Origin of the sequence: Leeia oryzae DSM 17879 (assembly GCF_000376945.1) — a bacterium.
Lineage (GTDB): Bacteria > Pseudomonadota > Gammaproteobacteria > Burkholderiales > Leeiaceae > Leeia > Leeia oryzae.
This window is the reverse complement of sequence record NZ_AQXU01000024.1, coordinates 168603-188499: the sequence shown is the minus strand read 5'-3', so window position 1 is coordinate 188499 and position 19897 is coordinate 168603. Positions and strand designations below refer to the sequence as shown.

The 19897-nt window shown below is 53.1% G+C and carries 16 protein-coding genes, 1 tRNA gene and 1 riboswitch; of the genes, 7 read left to right on the top strand and 10 right to left on the bottom strand.

The features are described from left to right. Positions 1-3: 3 nt before the first annotated feature. The 3 genes from hutG to F552_RS19310 all read left to right on the top strand — a co-directional run bounded on the left by hutG (position 4) and on the right by F552_RS19310 (position 1843). Positions 4-798, top strand: coding sequence for an N-formylglutamate deformylase (gene hutG, locus F552_RS0112395; RefSeq protein ID WP_018152068.1), 795 nt, complete (start codon positions 4-6; stop codon positions 796-798). A gap of 167 nt (positions 799-965) precedes the next feature. Beyond that, positions 966-1202 (top strand): DUF2789 domain-containing protein, encoded by a 237-nt coding sequence (locus F552_RS0112390; RefSeq protein WP_018152067.1) that lies wholly within the window; start codon positions 966-968, stop codon positions 1200-1202. 104 nt (positions 1203-1306) lie between these two features. Further along, positions 1307-1843, top strand: a complete 537-nt coding sequence (locus F552_RS19310; RefSeq protein WP_018152066.1) for a MarR family winged helix-turn-helix transcriptional regulator — start codon at positions 1307-1309, stop codon at positions 1841-1843. A 98-nt stretch (positions 1844-1941) separates the two neighbouring features. Here the strand turns inward: F552_RS19310 and F552_RS0112380 are convergent, their stop codons facing one another. Next, complete coding sequence (locus F552_RS0112380; protein WP_018152065.1) at positions 1942-4353, bottom strand: AsmA family protein; 2412 nt, start codon at positions 4351-4353, stop codon at positions 1942-1944. Positions 4354-4589: 236 nt separating this feature from the next. After that, a complete protein-coding gene (locus F552_RS0112375; RefSeq protein ID WP_018152064.1) occupies positions 4590-5786 on the bottom strand; it encodes an amino acid aminotransferase in 1197 nt (398 codons plus the stop codon). 317 nt (positions 5787-6103) lie between these two features. On the opposite strand from F552_RS0112375, the gene F552_RS0112365 reads away from it, so the two are divergent. Then, positions 6104-6529 (top strand): hypothetical protein, encoded by a 426-nt coding sequence (locus tag F552_RS0112365; RefSeq protein WP_018152063.1) that lies wholly within the window; start codon positions 6104-6106, stop codon positions 6527-6529. A gap of 285 nt (positions 6530-6814) precedes the next feature. Here the strand turns inward: F552_RS0112365 and F552_RS0112360 are convergent. Next, a tRNA-Gly gene (locus F552_RS0112360) sits at positions 6815-6888 on the bottom strand. Between the two features lie 1012 nt (positions 6889-7900). Here F552_RS0112360 and hemN point away from each other — a divergent pair. Continuing rightward, positions 7901-9337, top strand: coding sequence for an oxygen-independent coproporphyrinogen III oxidase (gene hemN / locus F552_RS0112355; protein ID WP_018152062.1), 1437 nt, complete (start codon positions 7901-7903; stop codon positions 9335-9337). 429 nt (positions 9338-9766) lie between these two features. After that, the gene (aroG, locus tag F552_RS0112350; protein ID WP_026182674.1) at positions 9767-10852 is read left to right on the top strand and encodes a 3-deoxy-7-phosphoheptulonate synthase AroG; all 1086 of its coding nucleotides are present in this window, start codon (positions 9767-9769) and stop codon (positions 10850-10852) included. A gap of 83 nt (positions 10853-10935) precedes the next feature. Here aroG and F552_RS0112345 read toward each other — a convergent pair whose 3' ends face one another. From F552_RS0112345 to F552_RS0112330, 4 genes are all read right to left on the bottom strand, one after another. Next, positions 10936-13218 (bottom strand): DUF1631 domain-containing protein, encoded by a 2283-nt coding sequence (locus tag F552_RS0112345; protein WP_083917505.1) that lies wholly within the window; start codon positions 13216-13218, stop codon positions 10936-10938. Positions 13219-13325: 107 nt separating this feature from the next. Then, positions 13326-13449, bottom strand: a riboswitch (cyclic di-GMP riboswitch). Between the two features lie 126 nt (positions 13450-13575). Then, a complete protein-coding gene (gene ispF, locus F552_RS0112340; protein ID WP_018152059.1) occupies positions 13576-14064 on the bottom strand; it encodes a 2-C-methyl-D-erythritol 2,4-cyclodiphosphate synthase in 489 nt (162 codons plus the stop codon). A gap of 92 nt (positions 14065-14156) precedes the next feature. After that, positions 14157-14531, bottom strand: coding sequence for a response regulator (locus tag F552_RS0112335; protein ID WP_018152058.1), 375 nt, complete (start codon positions 14529-14531; stop codon positions 14157-14159). A gap of 70 nt (positions 14532-14601) precedes the next feature. Continuing rightward, entirely contained in the window at positions 14602-15081 is a 480-nt protein-coding gene (locus F552_RS0112330; RefSeq protein ID WP_026182673.1) for a low molecular weight protein-tyrosine-phosphatase, read from the bottom strand. Between the two features lie 184 nt (positions 15082-15265). On the opposite strand from F552_RS0112330, the gene guaB reads away from it, so the two are divergent. Next, positions 15266-16726 carry an IMP dehydrogenase gene (gene guaB / locus F552_RS0112325; RefSeq protein ID WP_018152056.1) on the top strand — a complete coding sequence of 487 codons (1461 nt, stop codon included), beginning with the start codon at positions 15266-15268 and terminating at the stop codon, positions 16724-16726. 103 nt (positions 16727-16829) lie between these two features. On the opposite strand, the gene F552_RS0112320 is transcribed toward guaB, so the two are convergent. Genes F552_RS0112320 through F552_RS19305 form a run of 3 tightly spaced genes read right to left on the bottom strand, consistent with a single transcriptional unit; the run spans position 16830 to position 19878 of the window. Further along, a complete protein-coding gene (locus F552_RS0112320) occupies positions 16830-17630 on the bottom strand; it encodes a TrmH family RNA methyltransferase (RefSeq protein ID WP_018152055.1) in 801 nt (266 codons plus the stop codon). An 11-nt stretch (positions 17631-17641) separates the two neighbouring features. Beyond that, positions 17642-19090 carry an HDOD domain-containing protein gene (locus F552_RS0112315; protein ID WP_018152054.1) on the bottom strand — a complete coding sequence of 483 codons (1449 nt, stop codon included), beginning with the start codon at positions 19088-19090 and terminating at the stop codon, positions 17642-17644. 5 nt (positions 19091-19095) lie between these two features. Continuing rightward, positions 19096-19878 carry a class I SAM-dependent methyltransferase gene (locus tag F552_RS19305; RefSeq protein ID WP_018152053.1) on the bottom strand — a complete coding sequence of 261 codons (783 nt, stop codon included), beginning with the start codon at positions 19876-19878 and terminating at the stop codon, positions 19096-19098. Positions 19879-19897: the final 19 nt, after the last annotated feature.

Below are 19897 nucleotides of genomic sequence, written 5' to 3'. Positions count from 1 at the left end.
ATCATGAATACACCGGTTTTTTCCTTGCACCAAGGCAGCATCCCGTTATTGATCTCCATGCCGCACGTCGGTACAGAAATCCCCGCCGACATTCTGGCGCAGATGGAACCGGTAGCGCAGCATCTGGACGATACCGACTGGCACCTGCCTCGCCTGTACGACTTTGCCATCGGCATGGGGGCATCGGTGCTGATCCCCACCTACTCGCGCTACGTGGTCGACCTCAACCGGCCATCCGACAATGCCAACCTGTATCCTGGGCAAGATACCACCAGCCTGTGTCCGGTCGATACCTTCCATAAGGCACCGCTCTACGCCACAGGCAACCAGCCGACAGAGGCCGAAATCCAGCGTCGGGTGGGGTTGTACTGGCAGCCCTACCATCAGGCCTTGCAGCAAGAAGTAGCACGCCTCAAGGCCTTGCATGGCCGTGTCTGTATCTGGGAGGCCCACTCCATCCTGTCGCACGTACCGCGTTTTTTTGAGGGCCAGCTTCCGGACTTCAACTTTGGCACCCTCAACGGCAATACCTGCAAGCCCGGGCTTGGAGAAGCCCTGCTGGACGTGGTGTCTCGCTACCCGGCTTATACCGGGGTGCTCAATGGCCGCTTCAAGGGCGGGCAGATTACCCGCGCTTATGGCAAGCCAGATGAAGACATCCACAGCATCCAGCTGGAACTCTCGCAAGCCACCTACATGCAAGAATCACGCCCCTACCCGTATCTGGACGAGAAAGCCAGTCAGGTACAGCCCGTCATTCAGGACCTGCTGACGACCTGCCTGCAACAACTCGCCTGAGCACCTTGGCCTGATACCCCGGGCCAAGGTTTGACCAAGCCCCCTACTGAATTGCTTAGCTGGCATAATAAGTGTTTTGTTTAGCCGCCATTACAGGTAAGCTATACAACTGACTGGCTCATTGTGGCCACACCTGCAACGCACACATCAGCGACAGGAGGTTAACCATGGAATCAGGATTACACACGCTGGAAAACCTGTTTCAGCAACTGGGGCTTGCATCCGATACCGCTTCAATTGAAACGTTTATCAGCACCCACTCCCCCATTCCGGCAGACACACCGCTCAGTGAAGCCGCTTTCTGGCTGCCGGCACAAGCCCAGTTTTTAAAAGAAGAAATACTGGATGATGCAGACTGGTCGCATGTAATCGACCAGCTCAACAACCGATTACATCGTGGCTGAACCCAGATTTCGTTTTTTGCAACATCACATTGCAAAGCGAAGATTGACATTCCCGGCCTTCTCAGCCACATTTCGCTCGATATTAACAAGAAGACACTATCACCATGTTTGACCTCAGAGAACTACCCAGTCACGACACCATGCTGCGTTTTGCCAGCAGCTACCCGGACCTGGACATCAGTGCGCTGGAAAGCTGGCTGACTATGCTGCGAACCGCCAGTGATGAACTGACCGCTTTTGACGAATTCCTGGCCGAGTACGGTGTATCGCAGACCAAATTCTTTGTTCTGCTGCTGCTCAAACGCCATCCGGATGGCCTGACCCCCTCCCGCCTGGCACAAGGGGTGGCCGTATCACCACCGACCATGACCGGGATTGTAGACCGTCTGGCCCGTGATGGCCTGGTCGAACGGATCGACATCCCGACCGACCGCCGCAGCGCCATGATCAACCTGACCGACGCCGGCAAACAGCTGATGGACACCTTGCTGCCGCCTCACTATGCCCGCATTGCCAGTCTGTTTGCGGTGCTCAGCGAAGCAGAACGCCAAACCTTGCAAACCCTGATGGGCAAACTGCGCCTGGCTGCGCACGATCAGGCCCTGCACCTGAAAGAAAGTGCCGCCGCAAACGCGGTCTGATCCCACCGCAGGTCAACGGCCAACAGCTGACCGCATAAAAAATGCCGCGTTGATCACGCGGCATTTTTTGTTTCTGCAACAACCGTCCGTTCAAACGGTCATTTTCCAAACAAACCTTTCAGTTTGTTTTTCAATTGATCCTGGCTCTGGGTCTTCAACTGGTCTTTCTGGGCCTGGACATCCTGTTTCAGTTTGTCTTGCTGAGCCGCCAGCGCCGCCTTGGCTTTTTCCTGGGCTGCCTTGGTATCCACATTCAGCTGGTTCTGCAAAATCTGTTTGGCAACAGAGGCATAATCTACCGTGAACACTGGCTGGGTAAATGTGCCGCCCACATGCACCGGTACATTGATGCCGCCAAGCGAACCGGCATCTTTCTTGTACTCCACCCCTGCCAGCACGTTGTAATCAATGCCGCTGGCCGGAATATTGAACTGCCCTTTGCCGCTGGCTTTCAACAGCGGTGCCACCATGGATAAATCCGAGTTTTTGGCAATACCGTTGGCAATCTGGAATGATGCATTCAAATCCGAAAACTCGGTTTTGGCCGTGGCGCTGGCCCCAGACTTGGCTTTTTCCCGCAGGGTGTTAATCGAGGTCTGGGCCTTCTGCACAGTATCAATCATGCTGATACCCTTGATGGCCCCATTGCTGACCTTCACCTTCACATTCCCACCCAGCGACTGCTTGATGGCATTCAGCGTACGGCCGGAAAAACTCAATTGCCCGCTGACATCGGTCTTGCCCGAGATCTTGTCATCCCCGGACAACACCTTCAACAACTCCCCCAGTGCCAGGCCATCCACCTGGGGCGCCACGGTAATCACGGGCGTTGCACCCCATTTGGCATTCACCGCCGCTTTGACCTGTCCCTGCAATAACTTGCCGGCCACCGGGTCTACATGCCATTGGCCAGGCTGCGCTTCAAAATGCACGGTGACATCGTTCACGTCCCACGGCGCACGGTGCAGATGCCCGATATGCACATCCGCCACCCCACTCAGTTTATGGAAGATCGGTAAATCCGGAATCAGTGCCGCATTGCCATCGACCGGCGCTGTAGTGGTTGCGGTACTGGCTGGTGCCTTGGCCACATAGCGGTCCACATCCAGCGCATCCAGATCCAGTTTGGCCTTGAAAGTCGGGTTGGCAAACTGTTTTACATCCGCCTGCAAAGACAGATTAGACGCATCCAGTTTGCCGTTCAGCCGGGCGCTCACGACTTGGGCTTTGATGGCGGCATCCACAGAACCCGCCAGCTGCCAGACACTGGCCGGCATGCCTTTGAGCTGAATCTGCCCCTGGGTTTTCAAGGCAGACAACTGCACGTGCTGGTCAGCCAGATTCACCTGTAGCGGACTGGCAACCGTGGTATTCACCTGTTTGTCACCAAACTGCCCGTGAATCTTGCTGCTCAGCTGTTTAACAGTCAGCAGGTTGCCTGCCAGCGCCACCCCATTCAGTTGGCCCTTGATGCTGGCCGTGTTGCCGTTGCCGTTCAAGTCGGCTGACAGCACTACGTTACCTGCATTGACCTTGCCCTGCTCCACCGCCACCGCGGGCACTTGTACATCCAGCTTGACCTTGTTACCCCCTTGGGCCAAATCGGCATTCACCGCCAGCTTTTGCGCCTTGACCAAACCACCCACCAGAGCAAACTGCTCTGCGCCAATCACCGCCGCCACCTGCTGCTCCTTGGCAGTCTGGTTCACGGTCAGCTTGAGTGGCTGCACACTCACCTGGTCTTTCAGTACCGTCACATTGCCGTCAAAACCGGCTTTCAATCCTTGCTGTCCGGCAGCTGCCCCTTCAAACGTCGTCACCAGCTGCTTCGCGTCAATCTGCCCGGTCGCCTTATCCATGGTCACCGCAGTCGCCACCGTAAACGCGCCCTCTGCCTGAGCAGTTGGCTGTGCCAGCGGCCCTGTCGCCAGCTGGCCATCAGCCTTCAGGGTAGCACCACGCTCCGGATCAATATCCGTCGCCAGCACATTGAGCTTATCCAGCGTCAGGGCACGGTCCGTCATTGCGTCGTGCCAGCTCACAGCGCTGTCTTTCAACGCCACCTTGGCCACTTTCAGTTCAACTTTGCTGCCACCCTGCTCAGGTGTGGCGCTCTTTTCCATGAAGTCGGCAAAGTTAAACTGGCCTTGCTTGTCCCGTTTGACGGACACCTGCAAACCGCTGATGTCTACCGAATCCACAATGACTTTTTTGCTGAATAGCGGCATCAGCTGCACACCCACCTGCAATTCGCCCACCTTGGCAAACTGCTCGCTGCTGGCATGTTCAGATAAAGTAACATCCGACACTTTCAGGCCGATTTGCGGGTACACCGTCAGGCTGATGTTGCCATTAATGGCCAGCGTCCGCTGCTTGTTGGTTTTAACCCAATCCACCAACTGGGGCTTGTAATCATTCGGGTTAAAGGTCAGCAGAAAACCGGTTGCACCAATCACCGCCACCCCGGCAACCCCAGCGACACCCAGACCCACTTTTTTCAGCAATTGCATCGTTCACCCGCCCAAACAGATTGAAGACAAATTTGAAGACAAACCAACCGGTTAGTTCCCGGTCATCACGCAGCCAATCCAGCCAGAGTCCTGTTACGGCAACCCAGCTTATGCATTCCAACTATACCAGTATTAGTCTGGTCTGAATGTGGATAAAGTTCAAACCGGCCGCTAAAAAATCAAAAAAATACCCCGGATCAACCGGGGTATTTTTTTAAGGCAAAGACAAGCGCAGCTTAGCTTGCCAGTACAGTCGCCATTGATTTGGCAACATACTCGATGTTGCTGTGGTTCAGACCCGCCACACACACGCGGCCAGAACGTACCATGTACACGCCAAACTCTTCACGCAGGCGGTCCACTTGCTCTGGAGACAAACCGGTGTAGCTGAACATGCCACGCTGGGTCATGAAGTAAGAGAAATCACGGCCAGGGATCGCAGCAGTCAGTACGTCAAACAGTGCCTTGCGCATAGACTTGATGCGGTCACGCATATTGGCCACTTCTTTTACCCAGTCAGCGTACAGTTCTGCATCATTCATCACGGTTGCGGTCACTTGGCCACCATGCGCAGGCGGGCTGGAGTAGTTACGGCGGATGGTAAACTTCAGCTGACCCAGTACACGGTTGGCTTCTTCTTCAGACGCACACACCACAGACAGGCCACCGCAACGCTCGCTGTACAGAGACAGGTTCTTGGCAAACGAGTTGCTGACAAAGTAGCTCACGCCGGCATCGGCCATGGCACGGATTGCATACGCATCGTCATCCAGGCTTTCACCAAAGCCCTGGTAAGCAATGTCCATGAAGGCGATCAGTTCTTGGGCTTTCACCACCTTGATCACTTCTTGCCACTGCTCTTTGCTCAGGTCCACACCGGTCGGGTTATGGCAGCATGGGTGCAGCAACACCACGGTTTGCTTAGGCAGCGACTTGAAGCAAGCAATCATGTCGTCAAAGCGTACTTTTCCAGTAGCATTGTCGTAGTACGGGTAAGCATTTACCTTAACGCCTGCCCCTTCAAAAATCGAACGGTGGTTATCCCAGGTCGGGTCGCTCACCCACATTTCGCTCGCAGGGAAGTAGCGCTTGATGAAATCAGCGCCTACTTTCAGCGCGCCAGAACCACCAATGGTCTGCACGGTCGCTACACGTTTTTCTGCCAGCACTTTATGGTCGGCACCAAACAGCAAACGCTGCACCGCTTCGCGGTATGGGCCAAAACCTTCCATTGGCAGGTAAGGACGCGGCTGCTCTGCTGCCACACGGCGCTGCTCAGCCACTTTTACACAGTTCAGCAAAGGAATTTTGCCGTTTTCATCGTAATACAGGCCAATACCCAGGTTCACCTTGAAAGGGCGGGTATCTTTGTTAAACGTTTCTACCAACGTCAAAATCGGGTCACCGGCGTAGGCATCTACATGCTGGAACATAAGATCATTCTTTCTGTTGACGAGTTAAAGTAAAGCACAAAACCTCTCCCGCAAGCCGCTGCAAACCAGCGACGCAGGACCACAAAATCCCCTGCTCAATTATTACACAGGTTCATCCCTCCTGCCCATGAGAGAAACGGTAAAGTCGTTCAAAAATAATGAAGCTATCTGGTGATACTGACATCAGTAGGCTGCTTGATGAAGACGTTCAAGGATCAGATATGATTGCCAACACCGATAATTATGTCATTGCGCTAAGATGGTTGCTGTTGAACAGCGGCAGACTCGTGCATAGTAACTAATAGGCAGGGATAAATATGAACAATATGGACGTTGGGTTTTGGGCACTATTGCATGATGGGGGTATTGAAGTCATAACAGGAACGGTTCCAGGGGAAGTTTCAGTTGAAATTTCAGTCCGATATTTGCGTCAACAATTTCCCGGCGAAGGTACTGGGTTCAGAGTCAACTTGTCAGATTGCACGCGGTTCACATATCAGGAATATGATTCATCATTGATTGAGAATATTGATGCGATAGTCGCGTTGTCACCCGAAATTCTAGGCGTTGGAAAGGGTGAACATCCCGTGGTGGTGAACTGTGTGATGGGTACCCTTACAATGTCCTACGGAGCGGTTTCACTCTACTTGGATACAGGCGAAGAGATCTCGTTCGATGAACTAGTAATCGCAAGTAAAAAATATTGGGATGCGTGGACAGCACGCATACCTAAGCGTGGGTAACGATCAAGAGCTTCGGTCTAAATTTACGGTGACGCGAATGCAGATGCCATGCTGGAAAATTTCCATCCACTTAAATCAAAAGGAATGCGGCCCGCCCCCCTCAATCCTGACAACCAGCGGCTTTGGGTCAAATCCAGACACATGCGTAACTCGGACAGTGTGACTATTCTAGCCAGCTCATAAAAACAAATACTCACATAATTTCATGCCAGGCAGAAAAACAAAAAGCCAACCGTCTCCGGTTGGCTTTTTGTTTATCAGATCATTGACCTGACGAAATTCGGTTGGAGCGGGCGATGAGAATCGAACTCACGGCATCAGCTTGGGAAGCTGAGGTATTACCATTATACGACGCCCGCGTTGAGAGCTATGCATTATACGCAGGATTTCTGCAGACCGGAAGCCATGCCGGCAGAAACTTGACGGTCGACAGATGAAATCTCGCTACCGCAGATCATGCTCAGCTTCAAAAGCAAACGCCCGTCAACCGTGACGGGCGCTGACCGGACCTGGCCTTGCAACGGAACAAAACCAGGTCTCTCGTATTGGTGTCGGGTATTCTTTCCGCTCCCCCGACCCGGAGCGGTGTAGCTGCATTAGCTTGTTGCACGTTTCACATTAAAGCAAACCAGTATGACAAGGAGATGACAACCACAGAAACTTGTCGCTGGTTTTTCTGCCAGTGCTTAACGCAGGCTAGGTACCTTTGCAAGGACGATGTCCCTTTCATGGTATATATCGGCTCAAAGATAAAAAAATTTAAAAAAAGTTCAGTTTTTTGCATGTTTTTTTGCCCACCATTATTTTTGATGCAGCGCACAAATATAAGCGATTGTTTTTTATATGGTTTTTTTATGGTTCCCTGGGCATTTTTTCCTCTTTTTTGACCTCAGACAAGGCAGAGCCTGCACGAGCCACCATTGACCGTTTAGTCAGGTTTTGTTAACTGCCGCTACAACCCGCATGATTGCTTGTTTTCCATTATCGGAAATTCATATGTTACGTTTACGTTTACGTAATGTAAAAAAAGCCCCACCTATTGACGCTAACGAAATAATACGGAGAATAGCGACATCTGCTTAAGACGCAGTTTCGCTACAGCAAGGTCGAGCCAAAAACGCCGCGAGCGCTGTAGCCAGAAAGCAAGCTAGCAAAGGAGAACAGTCCGACAGAGTGGTCTTAACCGCCGGGACTGAATAAAAGAGAGTCGAGACAACACAGAGCCCTACCGTGCATCATGCCGGTAGGGCTTTTGTGTTTTTGCTGCCGGATTTTATCCAAGCAAACCCGGTCACAGTTGATGCGCGTCAAGTTAATCGTCGCACCTACACGCTATGATCGGCACATGTCAAATCTTACCGGCAAACAATCATGAATTCGCCTGCAGCTGCACACACACTTTCTTCTTCCCGCTTTGATGTCCAAGGCGTCAGTTTTGACAAAGAACTGATCGAGCGCCTGGCGGGGAATGGACCTCGCTATACGTCTTACCCGACCGCAGACCGTTTTCATGACCGCTTTTTTGAAAGTAACTTCCGCGAACAAGCCATCCGGCATTTCGGGACGAACGTAAAGCGGCCTTTGTCCCTGTATGTGCATATCCCTTTCTGCAATACCATCTGCTATTACTGTGCCTGTAACAAGATCATTACCAAAGACAAGAGCAAGGCCGACATCTATCTGGATTACCTGGAAAAAGAAATCGACCTGCAAGCGCCGTTGTTTGCCTCGCATGCCCGGATCGAGCAGCTCCACTTTGGTGGCGGCACACCCACCTTTTTGTCTGACGAACAATTGGCCAGACTGATCGGCAAGCTGCGCCAGACGTTTGAGTTTGCACCGGACGATGAAGGTGAGTTTTCTATTGAGATAGACCCGCGCAAAGTACAGGAACATACCATCGCCCTGTTGCGTGCCCTTGGTTTTAACCGCATGAGCCTGGGTGTGCAGGATTTTGACCCGGTCGTCCAAAAAGCCGTGAACCGCGTGCAGAGTGAAGAAGAAACACTGGGCACGCTGGCCGCCGCCAGAAAGTACGGTTTCAAGTCCATTTCCATCGACCTGATTTACGGCCTGCCACACCAGACGGTAGCAGGCTTTTCTGTGACACTGGACAAGGTGATTGCTGCCCGTCCGGACCGTTTGTCTATCTATAACTATGCGCACCTGCCGCATCTGTTCAAACCACAGCGCCGCATCAATGATGATGATCTGCCAAGCCCGGATACCAAACTGGATATTCTGAGCCTGGCCATCCAGAAACTGACTGATGCCGGTTATGTGTATATCGGGATGGATCACTTTGCCCTGCCGGACGATGAACTCGCCATTGCCCAGCGTGCCGGTACGTTGCATCGCAACTTCCAGGGTTACTCCACCCACGACGATATTGACCTGCTGTCACTGGGCGTATCGGCCATCAGCAAGGTGGGTACCAGCTACAGCCAGAACGTACGCACAACGGAAGCCTATTATGCCGCCCTGGACGAAGGTGTCATGCCATTGTTCCGCGGTATTGAACTGACCCCGGATGATGAAATCCGCCGACATATCATTCAGCAGCTGATGTGTGAATTCCAGCTGAATATTCCGGCACTGGAAAAGACGTTCGGCATCCACTACCGGGATTACTTTGTGGCTGAGCAGCCGCAGCTACTGGCCTACCAGCAGGATGGTTTATTGAACATCTCGGATGAACTGGTGCAGATTCTGCCCAAGGGGCGGTTACTGGTCAGGAATATCGCCATGGTCTTTGACCAGCACCTGAGAGAAAAGCAGGCGGAAGCCCGCTATTCTAAAGTTATCTGACCAATTCATTACCTGACAAAGCCACCCGATTTGCACAGGGTGGCTTTTTTACATCCATAAAAATTACCTTAATGGTAATTTTTATGGATGTACTGCAAAAATTCTCTTTCAAAAAAGATTACCAAACAGGTAAATTTATGATTTAATCATTCCATGCCTAGTATCCATGACATCAGAAGAAACAATCTTCATTACCTGATCACGCACCGTTATAACGGTCGTCAGGTTGACTTTGCCAAAGCGGCCGGCATTAACCAGGCGTCTTATGTTTCCCGCCTGCTAAATGATACGCCCACAGGCAGACGCAACCTGGGGGATGAGTTATCCAGAAAAATCGAACAGGCCTGCAATCTGGCCCCATTCTGGATGGACCGGCTGCATGATCTGGCTGATAACCACGCACCATATACATTGACGGGAAGCAACCACATGACGCACTCAAAATCTACCGTGAAAACAGACGATACCCGGATTAAAGAGATCAAGGAGCTGGCACCCCCTTCGCATGTGCTGCGCGAATACCCGATTTCTGACCATGCGGCCAACATTACCCATGAAACCCGGCAAGATATTCACCGCATCCTGCACGGTGCAGACGACCGTCTGCTGGTCATCATCGGCCCTTGCTCGATTCATGACTACGATGCAGCCATGGAATACGCCACCCGTCTGGTTGCGCAGAAAGAAAAATACAGCCAGGACTTGCTGATCGTGATGCGGGTGTATTTTGAGAAACCGCGTACCACCGTTGGCTGGAAAGGTCTGATCAATGACCCGATGCTGGACGGCAGCTATCGCATTAACGAAGGCATCCGTCTTGCCCGCAAGCTGTTGCTGGACATCAACGATGCCGGCATGCCAGCATCTACCGAATATCTGGACATGATTACCCCGCAATACCTGTCTGACCTGATCAGCTGGGGTGCCATTGGTGCGCGGACGACAGAAAGCCAGGTGCATCGCGAGCTGGCCAGCGGTCTGTCTTGCCCGGTAGGCTTTAAAAATGGTACCGACGGCAACTTGCGCATTGCCGTGGATGCCATCAAGGCCGCCAATGCACCGCACCACTTCCTGTCTGTGACCAAGGCAGGGCATTCTGCCATCGTCTCTACCTTGGGCAATGAGGACTGTCACGTCATCCTGCGCGGCGGCAAAACGCCTAACTATGATGCGGCCAGCATTGATGCTGCCTGCCAGCAGTTAAGTACATCCGGCCTGGCGCAAAAGGTGATGATCGACTTCTCCCACGCTAACAGCAGCAAGCAATATCAGAAGCAGATGGAAGTCTGTCAGGATGTTGCAGGCCAGATCAGCAATGGCGACGACCGCATTTTCGGGGTGATGGTAGAAAGCCACTTGTGCGAAGGACGTCAGGATCTGAAACCAGGCCACCCGCTGACCTATGGTCAAAGCGTGACCGATGCCTGCATTGGCTGGGAGGACAGCGAGTCCCTGCTGGCAACTCTGGCAGAGGGCGTGCGGCAGCGCCGCCTGAAACGCAGCCAGGTAGACTAAACCCGGCCCGCCATCGCGGACACAATAAAAAAACCAGCAACGCAAATTGCTGGTTTTTTTATTGGTCATTACCTGACAAGCGATTAATGCAGGCGCTCTTCTCTTTCCAGCCGCACCATCACGTCGCTCACTGCGCGTTCGGAGAATGAATCGCCCTCCAGACGCCTTACCGTGCCATCGGCCAGGTACTCCATCAACACGATTTGCGACACAGAAATAGCGTTTCCGCCCATCCGGTTGGTAAACAGGTACATGCCTTTGTAGGGACTGATCCAGGCCAGTTTCATCTGCTGGACGCCCTGCCCCAAGTCAACCTCCACCCATTCGCCGCGCTTCAACCCGGCCGCCGTCCATTTTTCGGCTGCTTTGCTGGCCAGTTCTTCCGGCACGGTCGCAGTCGGCGCATTCTCCTTGATGAGCACAGGAGCAAAATCTTCAGGAATCACGTCGTCCAGCACCGGTACAGAGATTTCCATCAGGGACACTGGCTGGCGGATGACCATCCCTTGCGTATCCTGTTTGACCCCCATCCGGATGGCGGTGGAATGGCATCTCACCATATCGGCAAGGAAAGCTTCTTTTTCTGCTTCTGTGGCACCATGGGCCAGCATCACGTCTTCAATCTTGCGCAGCATGGGTTGCAGCAGCTCAACCAGACGCATCCGGTCTTCGGTTGTCATCTTGGGCTCGCATGACCAGATCAGATCATCCATCATCCCGATGGTCGCTTTCCAGGCATCAGAATTCAGGCCGCCTTCATTACAAGCATCCAGCAAGGCGCTAACCCAGTAACGGGCCAGATAATCTCGAACAGCCTGTGGCACACCATGCTTTTGCAGACGGGCCTCAACCAGCGACATGGCCTCGCCCCGTGCGACTTCCAGTTGCTCTTTCAGCAAGATGGCATTGGCAGAGCGTTCAGCCTCGCGCGCCGCACGCGCAGACTCCTCCTGCTGATACGCGATCAAACGCAATTCTTGCGCCTCGAAAATGACGATATCGTCGGTAAAATCCGTCAGGATGGTATGGACTACATTATCCACCAGCGACAACAGCGCACTGTTGTCATGGGTGGCCTGCCAGCCAATGGACACTTGGGCCAGCAAATCCAGCAATCGACGAACGGGATGATTCTTGCGAGAGAAAAACTTGCTGTCCAGCAACGCGGCTTTCAGGACAGGAATCTGCAGACGCCCGATCAACGCTTTCAGGTCCCCCGGAATATTCGGGGCATCGAAAACATAGTCAAACAGCATGGCGACGATATCAATGGTTAAAGACTCAACCTGGGATACCTGCCCTTCCAGCAAGTCCTGTTTCAACAATCGCAGGGTATTTTCCGTCCCCAAACTACCCACATTTGCCCAGTTCATGACAGACCCGGGGCGAACCTTCTCTGGCACTTCCCCTTGTTGCAAACGGCTCAATACCGGAATCACGGCTGCGCCAGGGATATTAGAAGCAGGGAACTGCCCATGGTTGACCAATTGACGCATCAACCCAAGCATCGAGGCTTCGTCTTCGGTAACGGGCATCATTTTGACAGCATCGGCCTCTGAAGCCATGCCGCCACCCTGCCGCTGAAAACCCCTCTCACCCTCTGAAGAGGCAGAACCACCACTGCCATACGCTTTGATTGGCTGGGCGGCAGATGCACGCCTGACCCCCATGGAAATCTTTGGCAAGACATCGCTGGCAACCAGCATGGTATTCAGACGTCCATACAGACGCTTTACTTCCTCCAGCATGGCTTGTTCAAACTGCGCAAGAATGATCAGACGAACATTCAGACTGGCATCCAGCGAACGGCATGCACTGTCAAATGCTTCGCAGATCTGCCGGGGCGACACAGGTACTTCCTGACTGTCTTCCTGGCCTTTTAGCAACAGGTTGATGCGCAGCTCCAGCGCAGCCAGTTCATCTTTGCATTCACTGCGCCACTTGCCTGCAATTTGCTGCAAGGCAAGGGTTTGCTCAAAATCAGAGGTATCTACCAGTGCAAGTTCAAGGGTGTCAAAGCTCATCAAACCGACCTCGCCAGCCTGCTTTCTGGCTTTTTGCATGGCGCCATCAAACGCTTTGGTCATCTGCTGCTTGAATTGCGACTCCAGACTGGCACGATGCTTGTTCGCCAGCGTCTTGGCGCTAAGGTATTGACCAGATTTATCCGGATTGCCGGCCTTGCTGGCGAGTTCATACAAGGCGGGTTCAAGCTTGTCGAACATCCCGGCCAAAGCAGAACACAGGCGATCCAGCGCAATATCGCGACATGAGAGGAGCAGACGTCGAGACTCATCAGCGCTTAACGTCCTGCGTTGATGGTAGTCTGAAATTGACACGACATTTCCCGCAACGGAGATTGCCATTTACATCACCTTAATACCATTCTAATATGGCCGCACCCTGTACAAGGGCAGACGCATATTTTTAGCGTAATACAAGTGAGAATGGCAGATGACGCATCGATAACGATGAGAGTGGCCCCGCTATCTTGTCACATCAAATCACGACTCACTCAAAAAAGCAGTCATCATTTAACAGCTACAAGACCGGAAGCTTTGCGTCGCCGCCTTACGACGGGTTTGCCATTTTCACATCAAATTACATGAAAACCGAACAGCGAAAACACGTTCGCTTGGTACAAATTTATACCTGTTTAAAACAAAAATAAAGCAGCGCCGGCAGGCAACTGACAAACGGTTATCTGCCGGCGAATCTCGGGTTTATTCAGACCACAGCAGGCATACCGCATCTGCTGCAATCCCTTCTCCCCGGCCGGTAAAACCCAGACGCTCGGTCGTTTTGGCCTTGATGTTGACCGCTTTTGGCGAAATCCCCACGTCCAGCGCAATCAGCTCCACCATGCCCGGAATGTGCGGCGCCATTTTGGGTGCTTGCGCAATAATGGTGGCATCAATATTGGCCACCTGCCAGCCACCGGCCTGCACCAGCCCTACCACATGGCGCAGCAACACACGGCTGTCAGCCCCCAGATAACTGACATCGGTATCCGGAAAATGCCTGCCGATATCGCCAAGCCCGGCAGCCCCCAGTAAAGCATCGGTAATCGCGTGCAGCAGGACGTCAGCATCCGAATGACCAGCCAGCCCTTTCTCAAAAGGGATGGTGACGCCACCAATAATCAATGGACGATCATGTACCAGCGCATGTACGTCAAACCCCTGACCTACCCTGAATGGACAATGCTTCATCAAGCTCTCCCTGGTCCGCAGCCGCCTTGCCAAGCCCCTCATCAGACGAGGCCCGTCCGGGCTCGAAGCCGCTTTGTTAGTCTGTGCTCTATTTATTCTTTAAATGCAAACTCAATGGCAGACAGTAGCTTGTTTGCATTAATCGGTTTGACAACAAATCCGCTGGCGCCAGATGACAATGCACTTCTGACCCGATCCAGCGTTGCATCCCCGCTCACCATGATGACCTTCACACTTTCACTCTCCCTGCGCAACTCGGATAGCATGGTCAAGCCATCCATGCCCGGCAGATTGATATCCAGCAACACCGCTTTGGGCTGGTATTGTTCGAACATGCGCATGCCAGATTCAGCGGATGACGCGTCACCGACAACCTGATACCCCTCTTGCCGCAGCAAGCTGCCCATCAAAGAACGCAGGATGGCATCATCATCAATAATCAGAACAGAAATATCCTGATGTTTCATACGCTATTTACCCTACACTAAATCCGGTTATTCATATAAACCAGTATACTAAAGACAGCGGGAAGCGCATTTAATTTTTATCAACCTGCATCTGCAGATGCAGCAATAACCCTTGTGCCGCATCTTCTATGCGGTCCAGCACCTGCTCAAATCCGGACTCCCCGCCGTAATACGGATCGGGCACTTCCTGGCCACTATAGTTGCTGCTGAAATTCAGCAACAGCTCGGCTTTGTCCGCCAGGTTCAAGGGTGCAATCTGCCGCAGATCCCTCAGGTTTCGCTGATCCATGACCAGAATGTAATCAAACCGAAAGAAATCCTCTTCCTGCAATTGTCTGGCACGAATACCCGACAGGTCTATACCGCGCTTTTGCGCCGCTTCCTGAGAACGCGCATCAGGCCCCTCCCCCACGTGATAAGCGTGCGTACCCGCCGAATCCACCTGCACGTGAGCATCCATCCCGGCTTTTGTCAGGACATCACGAAACACACCTTCGGCGGTCGGGCTTCGGCAGATGTTTCCCATGCACACAAATAGCACTTTTATCATGACAACACTTTCTACAAGCCTTTTACGTCATATTACTACGAAGCGATGATCGCCTTGCCAGTTGGATCACAAAGGCAGCTTAAATTGGGATGCCCGTGGATATTGCACAATAATTTCGCTATACACACCTTTACCGCAAGTACCTGTTTTCGCTATAATTTCGCTTTGCCGGAAGGAATCACACATGCGCGTCATCCGACAAGCCCTCACTTTTGACGATGTTCTTCTTGTTCCAGCCCATTCAGCCGTTCTTCCTCGCGATGTCACACTGGCAACACGCCTTACCCGTCAGATCAGCCTGAATATTCCGCTACTGTCGTCCGCCATGGACACGGTTACAGAAGCTCGCCTTGCCATTGCCCTGGCGCAAGAAGGCGGCATCGGGATTATTCACAAGAATATGTCTGCCGAAAAGCAAGCCAAAGAAGTCTCCAAGGTAAAACGCTTTGAAAGCGGTGTGGTCAAAGATCCAATCACGATTTCGTCAAACCTGACCATTCGTGACGTGATGCAGCTGACCCGCATGCACCGTATTTCCGGCCTGCCTGTGGTCGATAACGGCAAAGTGGTAGGCATTGTGACCAACCGTGACTTGCGTTTTGAAAATCGTCTGGATGCACCGGTATCCAGCATCATGACCCCGGCAGAGCGCCTGGTCATCGTCAAGGAAGGCGCAAGCCGCGAAGAAGCCATGACGCTGATGCACGACCACCGCATCGAGCGGGTACTGGTCGTAAACGATGCATTTGAGCTCCGCGGCCTGATCACCGTCAAAGACATTCTGAAATCTACCGAACACCCGCTGGCGTGCAAAGATGAGCAAGGCCGTTTGCGCGCAGGCGCAGCGGTTGGCGTGGGCGAAGGCACCGAAGAGCGCGTGACGCTGCTGGCTGAAGCCGGTGTTGACGTAATTGTGGTAGATACCGCACACGGCCACTCAGAAGGCGTGCTGAAACGCGTTGAGTGGGTGAAAAAGAACTTCCCGCAGGTGCAAGTCATTGGTGGAAACATTGCAACCGGTGTTGCTGCACGTGCACTGGCCGACCATGGTGCCGATGCCGTAAAAGTCGGTATTGGTCCAGGCTCCATTTGTACGACTCGTATCGTAGCCGGTGTGGGTGTACCACAAATCAGTGCGATTGATGACGTAGCGACAGCTCTGCTTAATACGGGCATCCCGCTGATTGCCGATGGTGGTATCCGTTTCTCAGGCGATATCTCCAAGGCAATTGCCGCAGGCGCAGATTGCGTCATGCTGGGCGGCCTGTTTGCCGGTACGGAAGAAGCGCCTGGCGAAACCGAACTGTATCAAGGTCGTTCTTACAAGTCCTATCGCGGTATGGGTTCTCTGGGTGCCATGCAACAAGGCTCCAGTGACCGTTACTTCCAGGATAACGAAGGGAATGCCGAGAAGCTGGTTCCTGAGGGTATCGAAGGCCGTGTACCATACAAAGGCCCGATCAGCGCAGTCATTCATCAGCTGATGGGTGGTCTGCGTTCCAGTATGGGCTACCTTGGTTGCGCCACGATTGCCGATGTTAAAGCCAAGGCTGAATTCGTGCAAATTACCTCTGCTGGTGTGCGCGAAAGCCATGTACACGATGTACAAATCACCAAAGAAGCGCCGAACTATCGCATGGAGTAATCCACTGCTAGTGTTTAGCACAATAAAAAACCGGGTTTCGACCCGGTTTTTTATTGTGCTAAATGGCCCACCATTTCACTGGCACAACACTTTTCAGCTTAATTCACACCAGATTTTGCCGATGCTGCTCAAACAGACAAATCGCGGTTGCAGCGGCAACATTCAAAGATTCCGTCATGCCCGCCATCGGAATCCGGATCGCCGTATTACAACTCGCCTGTAGATCCTTGCGCACCCCTTGTCCTTCGCTCCCCATCACCCAGACAACCGGCTGGCGCAGGTCAAGGTCATACAGGCTATGCGTGGCATCCAGCGCCGTTGTTACGGACAACACAGATGCCGGCAAGGAGGCCACGTAAGCAATCAGGTCAACCTTCGTCAGGAGAGACAATCCAAAATGCGCCCCCATCCCTGCTCGCAACACCTTGGGCGACCAGGCGTCTGCGCAGGCATCAGACATCATCACATGAGATACGCCCGCAGCAGCGGCCGTACGCAGAATAGACCCGACATTGCCAGGGTCCTGCACTCCGTCCAGCAACAAGACATTGGATACGGGTGCATGCAATACATCCACCGCTTGCTCCCCAGGTATGGCAAACAGGGCCATCACCCCGGTCGGGGAAGGCAACTCAGTCAGTTGCGCAAACAGCGCATCAGAGAGGATGACACCCGGCATGTCATCATGCAAAGAGACAAAAGCACTGATTTCCGGCTTTAACAGGCCAGACTCACTAACGATCAGTTCCGCAAGCGGTAAGCCATGTGCCAATGCACTTTGCAACAGATGAATGCCATCCAGCAGGGTTTGGCCGGACTCAAGACGTTCACGCCGGCTCGTGGCCAGTTTTTTCAGATGCTTGAATCTCGTATTGGCAGCAGATTGAATTAAGACAAACGACATGATCTGATGGGTTACCTAAGCTTTGCGGAATGTTCCAGCGCTGTAATTGCAGCCAGGGCCAGTTGCTTGAATGCCAGATACGTTGGCTCTTCCAGCTGGGAGCGATGCTTGCCGCCATCGGCATACAGGATCCCCAAGGGATGCCCATGCACCCATAATGACATGGCAACCCAGTCACGATCCGGTTCGGTGGCAACCACATGCGGTAACAGACTTTGCATGGTGGCACGATTATGCTGTCCGTACCAAACCCCCTGGGTTTTGGAAGACAGACGGGTAAACAAATGGGGGGCGTTCAGGTCGGTCTGGAGCGAATGCATCGGGTGCTCTTCCGGTATGCCCACGACAAAACGGGGCTTGAGCAGCAATTCGCCCTTGGGTTGCACTAAAAAAGCCACCCGGTCCAGACCAGCCCCCAATCGGACGCCACGGAACAAAATGGTCATTACCTGTCCGACATCCAGATCTTCATCTTTCTGCTGCAGCTGCTTGATCACCTTGTCGACCATCGCCACATCCGGCCATGCATGAGCTTTGGGTGCTGCTTTAGGCAATGGCCAGTCACCCGGCAGCATCGGTAGCCAGCACGCCGGACTTGGCATGTTCTTCCAGTTATCCTGATGTGCCAGTCTAAGGGTGAGTTGTATCAGGCGTTGCCAGATCAGATCAGCAGGCTTCATGAAGACGGCCGCCAGCGCATGCAAAGCCTGATGCAACTCTTCCGACCACCAGCCATGCCATAGCCAATGTGCCCACTTCACGGCAAACTGGACAGTCAATACCCGTGGATGTTCGCTTTCTTCCTGCGTCATCAGGTCGGTAAACAGGCTGGGCAAACCGCACTGCTTTGCCAGCAATATACGCATGGCGCCATAAGTAACACCAAACCGTGCCTGTTGCTGCACCGGGTCAAACCACATCCGGTTGCTCAAGGCAAACTCTTTCAGGTCCGTCATGAGCTGAGGGTGCGTCAGCAGTAACAGCGGTTCAGCCAGGTCGTGTAACAACGCAGCAATCCCGATTTCCTCGGCTTTACTGTCATGGCGGATATTGGCCAACTCTTCGGCAACCATGCCTGCGTATTCACAAATGGCCAAACGCTGCTGCATGAGCGACAAGCGAACAGGTTCTTTCTCTAGCAGGCGTTCAACCGGCATACGGCGGCCAAACCGTTCAAAGAATGGCTCGATACCCACCAGCATCAAGGCATGCTCTATGGTGGTAACATCACTGGCAAAGTTGCCTCTGGGTGCGCTATTCACATAACCCAGCAATTGCGCAGTCAAAAAGGGGTCGTGCCGGATAATTGACGCCAGCCGGGCGGTCGTCATGGAGGTTTGGGTTTTGGCAGATCGCAACTGCTCGAGGGTCGACAGTCTGGCTGGCCATGGCAGGGTCTGCCACCCCTTCAGATAAGGTGCTGCTGCGGGAAATTGATCAACCGTGAATTCAGTTGTCACCTTGATTAAGCCTCTTCTTTAGCCTTCATTTTCCAGACCAGCACACGCGCCTGACGGTGCTTGCCGGTATCCAGCATGATATCTGCAGGGTGCTCTGCCACGTCAAACGAATTACTGATCAATAGACTGCCTGGTTTCATTTCCTGCATCGCCTTTTGCCAGACATCCTCCATCACCAGTGGAGAAAGAAATGCATAAACCACGTCAAAGCCAGACCAGTCTGTCGCCATGAAGTCCTGCCGGTGCAAGGTCACACGCTTCTGACGGCGGAACCTCCACCAGGAATAGCTGTATGGCAACCAGGCCAGTTCATAGCCATGAAGCTGCCAATCCGGTCGTCTGCTGCAAATATGCGCAAGCACCGTTCCTGTACCACTCCCCAGCTCGGCAAATACCAGACGGGGCGTCTCCGGCAAAATCTGGTTCAACGCATCAAGCACTGCAGCATGGCTCAGAAACAAAGGAACGCGCCCTCTCCATGCCTGTCCGCCAGCCAATATCAACAACAACAACGCAACCAATGGCAGCCAGACGGGCACATTCGCCGCAACCGCCAGCAAGGTAACGGGATAAAACAGCAATGCAGCAGAGCGCCAGACCCGGTTATGCAAACAGATGGCAGACAGCCACCAGACAACACCTGAGTAACAGGCAATGGCAAAGGCCAACCGTAACCAGGGTGACCCAAATTGCCCCAAGGACAATACCAGCGAAGTCGCCATCCAGCCACTCAAGACCACCAGCAGAAAGCTGAATGTCAAACGAACAAAGCGCAGCTTGCTGGTCATGTAAAACAACACATATGCA

Coding starts and splice junctions, on each gene's coding strand:
- F552_RS0112330 (WP_026182673.1), bottom strand. CDS start 15,081: ATGATAAAAGTGCTATTTGTGTGCATGGGAAACATCTGCCGAAGCCCG.
- ispF (WP_018152059.1), bottom strand. CDS start 14,064: ATGAAGCATTGTCCATTCAGGGTAGGTCAGGGGTTTGACGTACATGCG.
- F552_RS0112320 (WP_018152055.1), bottom strand. CDS start 17,630: ATGTCGTTTGTCTTAATTCAATCTGCTGCCAATACGAGATTCAAGCAT.
- F552_RS0112375 (WP_018152064.1), bottom strand. CDS start 5,786: ATGTTCCAGCATGTAGATGCCTACGCCGGTGACCCGATTTTGACGTTG.
- F552_RS0112365 (WP_018152063.1), top strand. CDS start 6,104: ATGAACAATATGGACGTTGGGTTTTGGGCACTATTGCATGATGGGGGT.
- F552_RS19310 (WP_018152066.1), top strand. CDS start 1,307: ATGTTTGACCTCAGAGAACTACCCAGTCACGACACCATGCTGCGTTTT.
- hutG (WP_018152068.1), top strand. CDS start 4: ATGAATACACCGGTTTTTTCCTTGCACCAAGGCAGCATCCCGTTATTG.
- F552_RS0112380 (WP_018152065.1), bottom strand. CDS start 4,353: ATGCAATTGCTGAAAAAAGTGGGTCTGGGTGTCGCTGGGGTTGCCGGG.
- F552_RS19305 (WP_018152053.1), bottom strand. CDS start 19,878: ATGACCAGCAAGCTGCGCTTTGTTCGTTTGACATTCAGCTTTCTGCTG.
- F552_RS0112345 (WP_083917505.1), bottom strand. CDS start 13,218: ATGGCAATCTCCGTTGCGGGAAATGTCGTGTCAATTTCAGACTACCAT.
- F552_RS0112335 (WP_018152058.1), bottom strand. CDS start 14,531: ATGAAACATCAGGATATTTCTGTTCTGATTATTGATGATGATGCCATC.
- aroG (WP_026182674.1), top strand. CDS start 9,767: ATGACGCACTCAAAATCTACCGTGAAAACAGACGATACCCGGATTAAA.
- F552_RS0112390 (WP_018152067.1), top strand. CDS start 966: ATGGAATCAGGATTACACACGCTGGAAAACCTGTTTCAGCAACTGGGG.
- guaB (WP_018152056.1), top strand. CDS start 15,266: ATGCGCGTCATCCGACAAGCCCTCACTTTTGACGATGTTCTTCTTGTT.
- hemN (WP_018152062.1), top strand. CDS start 7,901: ATGAATTCGCCTGCAGCTGCACACACACTTTCTTCTTCCCGCTTTGAT.